This is a genomic window from Scandinavium sp. (assembly GCF_032012665.1).
Lineage (GTDB): Bacteria > Pseudomonadota > Gammaproteobacteria > Enterobacterales > Enterobacteriaceae > Scandinavium.
Genome location: NZ_DALZVG010000038.1, coordinates 1 through 10554, shown reverse-complemented (window position 1 = coordinate 10554; position 10554 = coordinate 1). Strand labels below are relative to the sequence as shown.

General features: G+C 50.3%; 23 protein-coding genes. 1 reads left to right on the top strand and 22 read right to left on the bottom strand.

The window, feature by feature from the left end; genetic code table 11:
- Position 1 precedes the first annotated feature (1 nt).
- The 20 genes from rpmD to rpsJ form a co-directional block, all read right to left on the bottom strand.
- Entirely contained in the window at positions 2–181 is a 180-nt protein-coding gene (gene rpmD, locus RTU33_RS20605) for a 50S ribosomal protein L30 (protein WP_004846568.1), read from the bottom strand.
- A 6-nt stretch (positions 182–187) separates the two neighbouring features.
- A complete protein-coding gene (gene rpsE / locus RTU33_RS20600) occupies positions 188–688 on the bottom strand; it encodes a 30S ribosomal protein S5 (protein WP_002438697.1) in 501 nt (166 codons plus the stop codon).
- Between the two features lie 14 nt (positions 689–702).
- Positions 703–1056: a 50S ribosomal protein L18 gene (gene rplR / locus RTU33_RS20595; RefSeq protein ID WP_039076817.1), complete on the bottom strand. Its 354-nt coding sequence runs from the start codon at positions 1054–1056 to the stop codon at positions 703–705.
- A gap of 9 nt (positions 1057–1065) precedes the next feature.
- Positions 1066–1599 (bottom strand): 50S ribosomal protein L6, encoded by a 534-nt coding sequence (gene rplF / locus RTU33_RS20590; RefSeq protein ID WP_312629867.1) that lies wholly within the window; start codon positions 1597–1599, stop codon positions 1066–1068.
- A gap of 12 nt (positions 1600–1611) precedes the next feature.
- Positions 1612–2004 carry a 30S ribosomal protein S8 gene (gene rpsH, locus RTU33_RS20585; protein ID WP_312629865.1) on the bottom strand — a complete coding sequence of 131 codons (393 nt, stop codon included), beginning with the start codon at positions 2002–2004 and terminating at the stop codon, positions 1612–1614.
- 33 nt (positions 2005–2037) lie between these two features.
- Positions 2038–2343: a 30S ribosomal protein S14 gene (gene rpsN / locus RTU33_RS20580; protein ID WP_074780832.1), complete on the bottom strand. Its 306-nt coding sequence runs from the start codon at positions 2341–2343 to the stop codon at positions 2038–2040.
- Positions 2344–2357: 14 nt separating this feature from the next.
- Complete coding sequence (rplE, locus tag RTU33_RS20575) at positions 2358–2897, bottom strand: 50S ribosomal protein L5 (RefSeq protein ID WP_097165000.1); 540 nt, start codon at positions 2895–2897, stop codon at positions 2358–2360.
- Between the two features lie 14 nt (positions 2898–2911).
- A complete protein-coding gene (rplX, locus tag RTU33_RS20570; RefSeq protein WP_097164999.1) occupies positions 2912–3226 on the bottom strand; it encodes a 50S ribosomal protein L24 in 315 nt (104 codons plus the stop codon).
- A gap of 10 nt (positions 3227–3236) precedes the next feature.
- The gene (rplN, locus tag RTU33_RS20565) at positions 3237–3608 is read right to left on the bottom strand and encodes a 50S ribosomal protein L14 (RefSeq protein ID WP_000613954.1); all 372 of its coding nucleotides are present in this window, start codon (positions 3606–3608) and stop codon (positions 3237–3239) included.
- A gap of 166 nt (positions 3609–3774) precedes the next feature.
- Positions 3775–4029: a 30S ribosomal protein S17 gene (gene rpsQ / locus RTU33_RS20560; protein ID WP_097164998.1), complete on the bottom strand. Its 255-nt coding sequence runs from the start codon at positions 4027–4029 to the stop codon at positions 3775–3777.
- A complete protein-coding gene (gene rpmC / locus RTU33_RS20555; protein ID WP_097164997.1) occupies positions 4029–4220 on the bottom strand; it encodes a 50S ribosomal protein L29 in 192 nt (63 codons plus the stop codon). Before rpmC ends, rpsQ begins: the two co-directional genes overlap by 1 nt.
- Positions 4220–4630, bottom strand: coding sequence for a 50S ribosomal protein L16 (gene rplP, locus RTU33_RS20550; protein WP_002919759.1), 411 nt, complete (start codon positions 4628–4630; stop codon positions 4220–4222). Before rplP ends, rpmC begins: the two co-directional genes overlap by 1 nt.
- Positions 4631–4642: 12 nt before the next feature.
- Positions 4643–5341, bottom strand: coding sequence for a 30S ribosomal protein S3 (gene rpsC / locus RTU33_RS20545; RefSeq protein ID WP_006817277.1), 699 nt, complete (start codon positions 5339–5341; stop codon positions 4643–4645).
- A 17-nt stretch (positions 5342–5358) separates the two neighbouring features.
- Positions 5359–5691, bottom strand: coding sequence for a 50S ribosomal protein L22 (gene rplV, locus RTU33_RS20540; protein WP_000448832.1), 333 nt, complete (start codon positions 5689–5691; stop codon positions 5359–5361).
- Between the two features lie 14 nt (positions 5692–5705).
- Complete coding sequence (gene rpsS, locus RTU33_RS20535) at positions 5706–5984, bottom strand: 30S ribosomal protein S19 (protein WP_001138115.1); 279 nt, start codon at positions 5982–5984, stop codon at positions 5706–5708.
- Positions 5985–6000: 16 nt separating this feature from the next.
- Positions 6001–6822, bottom strand: a complete 822-nt coding sequence (rplB, locus tag RTU33_RS20530; RefSeq protein WP_000301859.1) for a 50S ribosomal protein L2 — start codon at positions 6820–6822, stop codon at positions 6001–6003.
- A 17-nt stretch (positions 6823–6839) separates the two neighbouring features.
- The gene (gene rplW / locus RTU33_RS20525) at positions 6840–7142 is read right to left on the bottom strand and encodes a 50S ribosomal protein L23 (RefSeq protein WP_000617546.1); all 303 of its coding nucleotides are present in this window, start codon (positions 7140–7142) and stop codon (positions 6840–6842) included.
- A complete protein-coding gene (rplD, locus tag RTU33_RS20520) occupies positions 7139–7744 on the bottom strand; it encodes a 50S ribosomal protein L4 (RefSeq protein ID WP_000424395.1) in 606 nt (201 codons plus the stop codon). The genes rplW and rplD overlap by 4 nt, the downstream gene beginning before the upstream one ends.
- Before the next feature lie 10 nt (positions 7745–7754).
- Positions 7755–8384, bottom strand: coding sequence for a 50S ribosomal protein L3 (gene rplC, locus RTU33_RS20515; protein WP_006817279.1), 630 nt, complete (start codon positions 8382–8384; stop codon positions 7755–7757).
- A gap of 32 nt (positions 8385–8416) precedes the next feature.
- Positions 8417–8728, bottom strand: a complete 312-nt coding sequence (gene rpsJ, locus RTU33_RS20510; RefSeq protein ID WP_001181005.1) for a 30S ribosomal protein S10 — start codon at positions 8726–8728, stop codon at positions 8417–8419.
- A gap of 377 nt (positions 8729–9105) precedes the next feature.
- On the opposite strand from rpsJ, the gene RTU33_RS20505 reads away from it, so the two are divergent.
- Positions 9106–9582 carry an A24 family peptidase gene (locus tag RTU33_RS20505; RefSeq protein ID WP_312629852.1) on the top strand — a complete coding sequence of 159 codons (477 nt, stop codon included), beginning with the start codon at positions 9106–9108 and terminating at the stop codon, positions 9580–9582.
- On the opposite strand, the gene bfr is transcribed toward RTU33_RS20505, so the two are convergent.
- Entirely contained in the window at positions 9566–10042 is a 477-nt protein-coding gene (bfr, locus tag RTU33_RS20500) for a bacterioferritin (RefSeq protein ID WP_097164993.1), read from the bottom strand. The two genes, RTU33_RS20505 and bfr, sit on opposite strands and share 17 nt — an antisense overlap.
- Before the next feature lie 73 nt (positions 10043–10115).
- Positions 10116–10310 carry a bacterioferritin-associated ferredoxin gene (gene bfd / locus RTU33_RS20495; protein WP_312629848.1) on the bottom strand — a complete coding sequence of 65 codons (195 nt, stop codon included), beginning with the start codon at positions 10308–10310 and terminating at the stop codon, positions 10116–10118.
- Positions 10311–10554 lie beyond the last annotated feature (244 nt).

Here is a 10554-nt window from a genome sequence, read left to right as displayed (position 1 = left end):
CTTACTCCTCAACTTTAACCATGTAGGAAACCGCGTTGACCATACCACGAACAGCAGGAGTATCCTCGCGCTCTACGGTGTGGCCAATACGACGCAGACCCAGGCCAAGCAGCGTTGCCTTGTGTTTCGGCAGACGACCGATTGCACTGCGGGTTTGAGTAATTTTAATAGTCTTTGCCATGGTCAATTACCCCAGAATTTCTTCAACGGATTTACCACGCTTGGCAGCGACCATTTCTGGAGAATTCATATTTTCCAGGCCATCGATAGTTGCACGAACCACGTTAATCGGGTTGGTAGAACCATACGCTTTAGCCAGAACGTTATGAACTCCAGCGACTTCAAGGACGGCGCGCATTGCACCACCGGCGATGATACCGGTACCTTCAGAAGCCGGCTGCATGAAGACACGAGAACCCGTGTGAACACCTTTAACAGGGTGTTGCAGGGTGCCGTGGTTCAGCGCGACGTTAATCATATTGCGACGGGCTTTTTCCATCGCTTTCTGGATCGCTGCTGGAACTTCACGCGCTTTACCGTAACCAAAACCAACGCGACCGTTACCATCGCCTACTACAGTCAGAGCTGTGAAGGAGAAAATACGACCACCTTTAACGGTTTTAGATACGCGGTTAACCGCGATCAGCTTTTCCTGCAGTTCGCCAGCTTGTTTTTCGATGTGAGCCATCTTACACCTCTACCTTAGAACTGAAGGCCAGCTTCACGGGCAGCATCTGCCAGTGCCTGGACACGACCATGATATTGGAACCCGGAACGGTCAAAGGACACATCTTTGATGCCTTTTTCCAGAGCGCGTTCAGCGACAGCTTTACCCACAGCTGCTGCAGCGTCTTTGTTACCGGTGTACTTCAGTTGTTCAGAGATAGCTTTTTCTACAGTAGAAGCAGCTACCAGAACTTCAGAACCGTTCGGTGCAATTACCTGTGCGTAAATATGACGCGGGGTACGATGTACCACCAGGCGAGTTGCACCCAGCTCTTTGAGCTTGCGGCGTGCGCGGGTCGCACGACGGATACGAGCAGATTTCTTATCCATAGTGTTACCTTACTTCTTCTTAGCCTCTTTGGTACGCACGACTTCGTCGGCGTAACGAACACCCTTGCCTTTATAAGGCTCAGGACGACGGTAGGCGCGCAGATCTGCTGCAACCTGACCGATCATCTGCTTATCAGCGCCTTTCAGCACGATTTCAGTTTGAGTCGGACATTCAGCAGTAATACCTGCCGGCAGTTGATGGTCAACAGGATGTGAGAAACCCAGAGCCAGGTTTACTACATTCCCTTTAACCGCTGCACGATAACCTACACCAACCAGCTGCAGCTTCTTAGTGAAGCCTTCGGTAACACCGATAACCATTGAGTTCAGCAGGGCACGCGCGGTACCAGCCTGAGCCCAACCATCCACGAAACCATCACGTGGACCGAAGGTCAGTGCATTATCAGCATGTTTAACTTCAACAGCATCGTTGAGAGTACGAGTCAGCTCGCCGTTTTTACCTTTGATCGTAATAACCTGACCGTTGATTTTTACATCAACGCCGGCAGGAACAACGACCGGTGCTTTAGCAACACGAGACATTTTTTCCTCCGATTAGGCTACGTAGCAGATAATTTCGCCGCCAAGACCAGCCTGGCGCGCTGCACGATCAGTCATAACACCTTTAGAGGTAGAAACAACTGCGATACCCAGACCCGCCATAACTTTAGGCAGCTCATCTTTTTTCTTATAGATGCGCAGACCTGGACGGCTGACACGCTGAATGCTTTCTACAACAGCTTTACCCTGGAAGTACTTAAGAGTCACTTCCAGTTCCGGCTTGGTGTCGCCTTCAACTTTAAATTCTTCAATAAAACCTTCTTCCTTCAGCACGTTGGCAATTGCCACTTTCAGCTTGGAGGAAGGCATGGTGACCGCAACTTTGTTCGCGGCCTGACCGTTACGGATACGGGTCAGCATATCCGCGATCGGATCTTGCATGCTCATCTGTCTTTACTCCCGTGATTCAATTGGTGACAATTACCAGCTAGCCTTTTTCAAGCCAGGTACTTCACCGCGCATTGCGGCTTCACGAAGCTTGATACGGCTCAACCCGAACTTGCCCACATAACCATGTGGACGACCAGTCTGGCGGCAGCGGTTACGCTGACGGGACGGGCTGGAATCACGCGGCAGACTCTGCAGCTTCAGAACTGCGTTCCAACGATCTTCGTCGGAAGCGTTAACATCAGAGATGATCGCTTTCAGTTCAGCGCGTTTCGCGAAGTATTTTTCAGCTAAAGCTACGCGTTTAACTTCGCGTGCTTTCATTGATTGCTTAGCCATTAAGTAACCCTACCTTACTTGCGGAACGGGAAGTCAAAGGCAGCCAGCAGAGCACGGCCTTCTTCGTCAGAATTCGCAGTAGTGGTAATGGTAATATCCAAACCACGCACGCGGTCGACTTTGTCATAGTCGATTTCTGGGAAGATGATCTGCTCACGGACACCCATGCTGTAGTTACCACGACCATCGAAAGACTTAGCGGACAGGCCACGGAAGTCACGAATACGAGGTACAGCAATAGTGATCAGGCGCTCAAGGAACTCCCACATGCGTTCGCCACGCAGAGTTACTTTACAGCCGATCGGATAGCCCTGACGGATTTTGAAGCCTGCAACTGATTTGCGTGCTTTGGTGATCAACGGCTTTTGACCGGAGATTGCTGTCAGATCAGCTGCTGCGTTATCCAGCAGTTTCTTGTCAGCGATCGCTTCACCAACACCCATGTTCAGGGTGATCTTCTCGACCCGAGGGACTTGCATGACAGAATTGTAGTTAAACTCAGTCATGAGTTTCTTAACTACTTCGTCTTTGTAGTAATCATGCAGTTTCGCCATCGTACTACTCCAAATTACTTGATAGTTTCGCTGTTAGACTTGAAGAAACGGACTTTTTTGCCGTCTTCGAATCTAAAGCCTACACGGTCAGCCTTGCCGGTTGCCGCATTGAAGATTGCAACGTTAGAGATCTGAAGCGCAGCTTCTTTCTCAACGATGCCACCTGGCTGGTTCAGGGCCGGTACAGGCTTCTGATGCTTTTTAACCAGGTTGATACCTTCAACAATGACCTTGCCGGAAGACAGGACATTCTTAACTTTACCGCGTTTACCTTTATCTTTACCGGTCAACACGATAACTTCGTCATCACGACGGATTTTCGCTGCCATGATTCGCTCCTTAGAGTACTTCTGGTGCCAGAGAGATAATTTTCATGAACTTTTCATTACGCAGTTCACGAGTTACCGGCCCAAAAATACGCGTGCCGATTGGCTGCTCGCTGTTATTGTTTAAAATAACGCATGCATTGCCATCGAAGCGAATGACAGAACCGTCCGGGCGACGAACACCCTTCTTGGTGCGCACCACTACCGCTTTCAGCACATCGCCTTTCTTCACCTTACCACGTGGAATTGCTTCCTTGATGGTAATCTTGATGATGTCGCCGACGCCTGCGTAGCGACGGTGCGAGCCACCCAGAACCTTGATACACATTACGCGACGTGCACCGGAGTTGTCGGCCACGTTCAGCATAGTCTGTTCTTGGATCATTTTAGTGCTCCGCTAATGTCAACTACTACTGAGACCCAAAAAATCAGGGTCGTTAAAAAGCCCCATATCGAGGGCGCGGCATTATAACACCGCTCACAAGATAAGGGTAGAAAAAATAAACGGCTCATTTCTGAGCCGTTTATTCATAGTGAGAAGACGTACTGTATTACAGAACGGCTTTCTCTACAACGCGAACCAGCGTCCAGGACTTAGTCTTGGACAGTGGACGGCATTCACGGATTTCAACCTTGTCGCCGATACCACATTCGTTGTTCTCGTCATGTACGTGCAGTTTGGTCGTACGCTTGATGAATTTCCCGTAGATCGGGTGCTTCACAACACGTTCGATGGCAACAACAATGGATTTCTCCATTTTGTCGCTGACAACGCGACCTTGCAGAGTACGGATTTTATCGGTCATTACGCACCCGCCTTCTGAGTCAGTAAAGTCTTAACACGTGCAACATTACGACGAACCTGCTTCAGCAGGTGAGTCTGTTGCAGCTGGCCGCTTGCAGCCTGCATACGCAGGTTGAATTGCTCGCGCAGCAGGTTAAGCAGCTCGGTGTTCAGCTCTTCAACGCTCTTTTCACGCAGCTCATTTGCTTTCATTACATCACCGTCTTAGTTACAAAGGTGGTTTTGATAGGCAGTTTCGCTGCTGCCAGGCCGAAGGCTTCACGGGCCAGCTCTTCCGGAACACCGTCCATTTCATACAGGACTTTACCCGGCTGAATCAAGGCAACCCAATACTCCACGTTACCTTTACCTTTACCCATACGAACTTCCAGCGGCTTCTCGGTAATTGGTTTGTCCGGGAATACACGGATCCAAATTTTACCTTGACGCTTAACTGCACGGGTCATAGCACGACGTGCTGCTTCGATCTGACGTGCAGTCAGACGACCACGGCCAACAGCTTTCAGACCGAAAGTGCCGAAGCTAACATCCGTACCCTGCGCCAGACCACGGTTGCGGCCTTTGTGCACTTTACGGAATTTTGTACGCTTTGGTTGTAACATCAGCGACGCTCCTTATTTACGGCCTTTACGCTGCTGCTTTTTAGGTTGAGCAGCCGGTTCCGGTTGTTCAACAGCAGCCATACCACCCAGGATCTCGCCTTTGAAGATCCATACCTTAACGCCGATTACACCGTAAGTGGTGTGCGCTTCAGAGGTGTTGTAGTCAATGTCAGCACGCAGAGTGTGCAGCGGTACGCGACCTTCACGGTACCATTCGGTACGTGCGATTTCCGCGCCGCCCAGACGGCCGCTAACTTCAACTTTGATACCTTTAGCGCCCAGACGCATTGCGTTCTGTACAGCACGCTTCATAGCACGACGGAACATAACACGACGTTCCAGCTGAGAAGTGATGCTGTCAGCAACCAGTTTTGCGTCCAGTTCAGGCTTACGAACTTCGGCGATATTGATCTGTGCAGGTACGCCAGCGATATCCGCTACGACCTTGCGCAGTTTTTCTACGTCTTCGCCTTTCTTACCGATAACGATGCCAGGACGAGCAGTGTGAATAGTCACACGGATGCTCTTAGCCGGACGCTCGATAACGATACGAGATACGGACGCTTTAGCCAGTTCCTTAGTCAGGTACTGGCGGACTTTAAAATCGCTGTCCAGGTTGTCAGCGAATTCTTTGGTGTTCGCAAACCAGGTAGAGTTCCAAGGTTTTACAATACCCAGGCGAATACCATTAGGATGTACTTTCTGACCCATTGCTAGTCTCCAGAGTCTCAGCGATCGGACACAACCACAGTAATGTGGCTGGTGCGCTTCAGGATGCGATCTGCACGACCTTTTGCACGCGGCATAATGCGCTTCATGCTTGGGCCTTCGTCTACGAAAATTTTCGTAACTTTCAGATCGTCGATGTCAGCGCCATCGTTGTGTTCAGCGTTAGCAATGGCAGATTCCAGTACTTTCTTGACCAATACCGCAGCTTTCTTGTTGGTATAGGTCAGGATGTCCAGGGCCTGCGACACTTTCTTACCGCGAATCAGGTCAGCAACAAGGCGAACCTTCTGAGCAGAAGAACGAGCATGGCGATGTTGAGCTAAAGTTTCCATCTCTTCCTCCTACCTTATTTCTTCTTCGCTTTTTTATCAGCAGCGTGGCCGCGATAAGTACGAGTCGGTGCGAATTCACCCAGTTTGTGACCAACCATTTCGTCGGAAACAAAGACTGGAACGTGCTGACGACCATTATGGACAGCGATGGTCAAACCGATCATGTTAGGAAAGATCGTTGAACGACGGGACCAAGTGCGCAGGGGCTTCTTGTCACCGCTTTCCACCGCTTTCTCTACCTTCTTCAGCAAGTGCAGGTCAATAAAAGGACCTTTCTTGAGAGAACGTGGCATGGCTTATCCTCTAAAATTATTTGCTACGGCGACGTACGATAAATTTATCAGTACGCTTGTTGCTGCGGGTCTTCTTACCTTTGGTCTGAACGCCCCACGGAGTTACCGGGTGCTTACCAAAGTTACGACCTTCACCACCACCATGTGGGTGGTCGACTGGGTTCATCGCAGTACCGCGAACGGTAGGACGAACACCACGCCAGCGTGCAGCACCTGCTTTACCCAGAACGCGCAGCATATGCTCAGCATTGCCAACTTCGCCCAGGGTTGCACGGCAGTCTGCTTCGACTTTACGCATTTCACCAGAACGCAGACGCAGGGTGACATATGCACCATCACGAGCAACGATCTGAACGTAAGTACCAGCGGAACGTGCCAGCTGACCGCCTTTACCTGGCTTCATTTCTACGTTATGAACGGTAGAACCAACCGGGATATTGCGCATCGGCAGGGTGTTACCTGCTTTGATTGCAGCATCAACGCCAGACTGAATCTGGTCGCCAGCTTTCAGGCCTTTAGGGGCCAGGATGTAACGGCGTTCGCCGTCTTTGTACAGAACCAGCGCGATGTTCGCGGAACGGTTCGGATCGTACTCAAGACGTTCAACAACTGCCGGGATACCGTCTTTGTTGCGTTTGAAGTCAACAATACGATAAGCCTGCTTGTGGCCACCACCGATGTGACGAGTGGTGATACGGCCATTGTTGTTACGACCACCGGATTTGCTGTTTTTTTCCAGCAACGGAGCAAAAGGTTTGCCCTTGTGCAGCTCAGGGTTAACCACTTTAACTACGTGGCGACGACCCGGAGATGTCGGTTTACATTTAACAACTGCCATTGTATTACTCCTCCGACTTACTCAGCGCCGCCAACGAAGTCCAGATTCTGGCCTTCTTTCAGGGTGACGTAAGCTTTTTTCCAGTCGCTACGACGACCGATACGCTGTCCGTGACGTTTAACTTTCCCTTTAACGACCAGGGTGTTAACGACTTCGACTTCGACTTCAAACAGTTTCTGCACAGCAGCTTTGATCTCTGCTTTGGTCGCGTCTTTAGCAACTTTGAGAACGATGGTGTTGGTTTTTTCCATCGCAGTAGACGCTTTTTCAGAAACGTGCGGTGCACGCAGCACCTTCAGCAGACGTTCTTCACGAATCATGCCAGCATCTCCTCAACTTGCTTAACAGCATCAGCAGTCATTACGACTTTGTCGAAGGCGATCAGGCTAACCGGGTCGATACCAGTCGCGTCACGTACGTCAACCTTGTGCAGGTTACGTGCGGCCAGGAACAGGTTCTCGTCCAGCTCACCGGTGATGATCAGCACATCTTCCAGAGCCATGTCTTTCAGTTTCTGTGCCAGCAGCTTAGTTTTCGGCGCTTCTACAGAGAACTTCTCGACAACGATCAGACGATCCTGACGTACCAGTTCGGACAGGATGCTTTTCAGCGCGCCGCGGTACATCTTTTTGTTAACTTTTTGACTGTGGTCCTGCGGACGCGCAGCGAAGGTCACGCCACCTGAACGCCAGATCGGGCTCTTGATAGAACCTGAACGCGCACGGCCGGTACCTTTCTGGCGCCATGGCTTTTTGCCAGAACCAGTTACTTCAGCACGAGTCTTCTGAGCACGAGTACCCTGACGAGCACCAGCTGCATAAGCAACAACAACCTGGTGAACCAGCGCTTCGTTGAAATCACGACCGAAGGTAGTTTCGGAAACAGTCAGCGCGCTCTGCGCGTCTTTCAATACTAATTCCATTGCTATCCCCTTACGCCTTCACAGCTGGTTTAACGATCAGGTCGCTACCGGTTGCACCCGGGACAGCACCTTTCACCAGCAGCAGGTTGCGCTCAGCGTCAACACGTACTACGTCCAGGCTCTGAACGGTTACACGCTCATTACCCAGCTGACCTGCCATCTTCTTGCCTTTGAACACTTTGCCCGGAGTCTGGTTCTGACCGATAGAACCCGGAACGCGGTGAGACAAGGAGTTACCGTGAGTCGCGTCCTGGGTACGGAAGTTCCAGCGCTTAACGGTACCAGCGAAACCTTTACCTTTAGAGGTACCGGTTACGTCAACTTTTTTAACTTCAGCAAACAGCTCAACGCTAATGTCCTGACCTACGGTGAACTCTTCGCCTTCAGCGAGGCGGAATTCCCACAGACCACGGCCAGCTTCTACGCCAGCTTTAGCGAAGTGACCTGCTTCCGGCTTGGTTACACGGTTTGCTTTTTTAGCACCAGTGGTCACCTGAATAGCACGGTAGCCGTCGTTAGCCAGATCTTTAACCTGAGTAACGCGGTTTGCTTCAACTTCGATTACGGTTACTGGGATAGATACGCCATCTTCAGTGAAGATGCGGGTCATGCCCACTTTTTTACCGACTAAACCAATCATTGTATCAACCTCTCAATCGCTCGATGACCTGATTAACCCAGGCTGATCTGCACGTCTACACCGGCAGCCAGATCCAGACGCATCAGAGCATCAACGGTTTTCTCGGTTGGCTCAACGATGTCAACCAGACGCTTGTGAGTGCGAATCTCGTACTGATCACGCGCGTCTTTGTTGACGTGCGGGGAGATCAGAACGGTAAAGCGCTCTTTGCGGGTCGGCAGCGGGATCGGACCGCGAACCTGCGCACCAGTGCGCTTGGCAGTCTCGACGATTTCCGCGGTTGATTGATCGATCAGACGATGATCAAACGCTTTCAGGCGGATACGGATTCTTTGGTTCTGCATGAGACCAGAGCTCCAATTATTTTATAAACGAAATGGCTACTCCTCACACCCATTACGATTGATGGGGGAGCGTAACCGTTCTTGCGTAGTTCCCCAATTGGGAACATTGTCGACAGTAAACAGCACTGCCGGAGTTCATATCGAACCCGCCGTCAATTTTGACAAGCCCGCGCATTATACGTAAATCTGGCGGCGAAGCAAGCGGTGTTTATAAATGCGCCGCTTGTGTCATGCGGAGCTACGCGCAAACTTTGCTGCGATGTACTCACGTTGCTACGATTTTCATGGAAGGGGCTCGTAAACTGATGCATTGCCGGTTGCCCTTCCTTTGCCACCACCTGATTGTGAAGACTTCCTCCCAACTCAGGTACGGCTTTATGTTCATTTCCAACCTTCTCTTTTTACTTCTCTACTCAGTCACGTTGATCGCTCTTGCATGGCAGGATTATAAAACTGGGTTGCTACCCGACAGGTTAACTTGCCCGTTACTTTGGTGCGGATTGCTGTTTTATGTGGTGGTTTTGCCGGAACAGCTCGGCGTTGCGGTAATTGGCGCGATGGCAGGATATTGCTCACTTTCATTGGTCTACTGGATTTATCGGGGCATTCGGCGCAAAGAGGGATTGGGCTACGGAGATGTGAAATTCCTGGCTGCACTGGGGGCCTGGCTTGGCTGGCCGCAGTTACCGCTTCTGATTACCCTTGCCGCCGGCATGGCGCTGACATTTGTAGGATTCCAGCTTTTAGCACAGCGCTCATGCTACGCATTAAAAAACCCGCTGCGGTTTGGCCCATTTCTGAGCGCAGCGGGTTTGCTCCTTGGATGGCAGACCTGGGTTACTCTTCCACTTTAATCTGCGACTGGAGATAGTTCTGGATACCTAACTTGCCGATCAGATCGAGCTCAGTTTCCAGCCAGTCAATGTGCCCTTCTTCATCTGCCAGGATCTCAATCATCATGTCACGGCTGACATAGTCATGTACGGTATCCGCGTAGGCAATTGCTTCACGCAGATCTTTCGCACCTTCGAGTTCCAGCCTGAGATCGGATTGGAGCATCTCTTCGACATCTTCACCAATGCCAAGTTTGCCAAGATCCTGCAGGTTAGGGATGCCTTCAAGAAACAAAATACGCTCAATGTATTTATCGGCGTGTTTCATTTCATCGATGGATTCGTGATATTCGACATCGTTGAGGCGAGTCAGGCCCCAGTTTTTGAACATTCTCGCATGGAGAAAGTATTGGTTGATCGCGACAAGCTCATTTCCCAATAATTTATTGAGATGACTTATGATCTTAACATCACCTTTCATTATGTAGTCCCTCCGCTTCCACTCATAGAAGCGTAGATCGGGCTACAGGGAAGTCAAAAATAAAGGCGGGCCTTCAGGCGATCTCTTTAAATTCTGGCATCTGAGTTAATTCATCCTGCATGATTTCTCGCGCAGCACGAACGCACTTACCGCATTGATTTCCAACGGGAATGAATTTGCGGAGTTGTTGAAATGATTGCGGATGAAACTGGCGTACAGCCTGTCGAATTTTTTTATCACTTACACCGTTACACAAACAAACGTACATGATCGCTCCCGTTCAATTTATGCGCAAAGTGTAAATGAGAATAGTTATGATTACAATAGCACAAATACTGAACCGATGCGGGAGAGTACAGTAAAAATGCAAATAACTGTGTCATCAGTAATTAACAGGCAACAAAAAGGGCGCCGAAGCGCCCTTTTTTATTCAAAACTAATTACGAATAATTAGCCCAGAACTTTAGCAACCACGCCAGCACCAACGGTACGGCCGCCTTCACGGATTGCGA

Coding starts and splice junctions, on each gene's coding strand:
- rpsC (WP_006817277.1), bottom strand. CDS start 5,341: ATGGGTCAGAAAGTACATCCTAATGGTATTCGCCTGGGTATTGTAAAA.
- rplP (WP_002919759.1), bottom strand. CDS start 4,630: ATGTTACAACCAAAGCGTACAAAATTCCGTAAAGTGCACAAAGGCCGC.
- rpsE (WP_002438697.1), bottom strand. CDS start 688: ATGGCTCACATCGAAAAACAAGCTGGCGAACTGCAGGAAAAGCTGATC.
- RTU33_RS20505 (WP_312629852.1), top strand. CDS start 9,106: ATGTTCATTTCCAACCTTCTCTTTTTACTTCTCTACTCAGTCACGTTG.
- rpmC (WP_097164997.1), bottom strand. CDS start 4,220: ATGAAAGCAAATGAGCTGCGTGAAAAGAGCGTTGAAGAGCTGAACACC.
- rpsQ (WP_097164998.1), bottom strand. CDS start 4,029: ATGACCGATAAAATCCGTACTCTGCAAGGTCGCGTTGTCAGCGACAAA.
- rplW (WP_000617546.1), bottom strand. CDS start 7,142: ATGATTCGTGAAGAACGTCTGCTGAAGGTGCTGCGTGCACCGCACGTT.
- rplD (WP_000424395.1), bottom strand. CDS start 7,744: ATGGAATTAGTATTGAAAGACGCGCAGAGCGCGCTGACTGTTTCCGAA.
- rplE (WP_097165000.1), bottom strand. CDS start 2,897: ATGGCGAAACTGCATGATTACTACAAAGACGAAGTAGTTAAGAAACTC.
- rplC (WP_006817279.1), bottom strand. CDS start 8,384: ATGATTGGTTTAGTCGGTAAAAAAGTGGGCATGACCCGCATCTTCACT.
- rplB (WP_000301859.1), bottom strand. CDS start 6,822: ATGGCAGTTGTTAAATGTAAACCGACATCTCCGGGTCGTCGCCACGTA.
- rpsS (WP_001138115.1), bottom strand. CDS start 5,984: ATGCCACGTTCTCTCAAGAAAGGTCCTTTTATTGACCTGCACTTGCTG.
- bfd (WP_312629848.1), bottom strand. CDS start 10,310: ATGTACGTTTGTTTGTGTAACGGTGTAAGTGATAAAAAAATTCGACAG.
- rplV (WP_000448832.1), bottom strand. CDS start 5,691: ATGGAAACTTTAGCTCAACATCGCCATGCTCGTTCTTCTGCTCAGAAG.
- rplX (WP_097164999.1), bottom strand. CDS start 3,226: ATGGCAGCGAAAATCCGTCGTGATGACGAAGTTATCGTGTTGACCGGT.
- rplR (WP_039076817.1), bottom strand. CDS start 1,056: ATGGATAAGAAATCTGCTCGTATCCGTCGTGCGACCCGCGCACGCCGC.
- bfr (WP_097164993.1), bottom strand. CDS start 10,042: ATGAAAGGTGATGTTAAGATCATAAGTCATCTCAATAAATTATTGGGA.
- rplF (WP_312629867.1), bottom strand. CDS start 1,599: ATGTCTCGTGTTGCTAAAGCACCGGTCGTTGTTCCTGCCGGCGTTGAT.
- rplN (WP_000613954.1), bottom strand. CDS start 3,608: ATGATCCAAGAACAGACTATGCTGAACGTGGCCGACAACTCCGGTGCA.
- rpsN (WP_074780832.1), bottom strand. CDS start 2,343: ATGGCTAAGCAATCAATGAAAGCACGCGAAGTTAAACGCGTAGCTTTA.
- rpmD (WP_004846568.1), bottom strand. CDS start 181: ATGGCAAAGACTATTAAAATTACTCAAACCCGCAGTGCAATCGGTCGT.
- rpsJ (WP_001181005.1), bottom strand. CDS start 8,728: ATGCAGAACCAAAGAATCCGTATCCGCCTGAAAGCGTTTGATCATCGT.
- rpsH (WP_312629865.1), bottom strand. CDS start 2,004: ATGAGCATGCAAGATCCGATCGCGGATATGCTGACCCGTATCCGTAAC.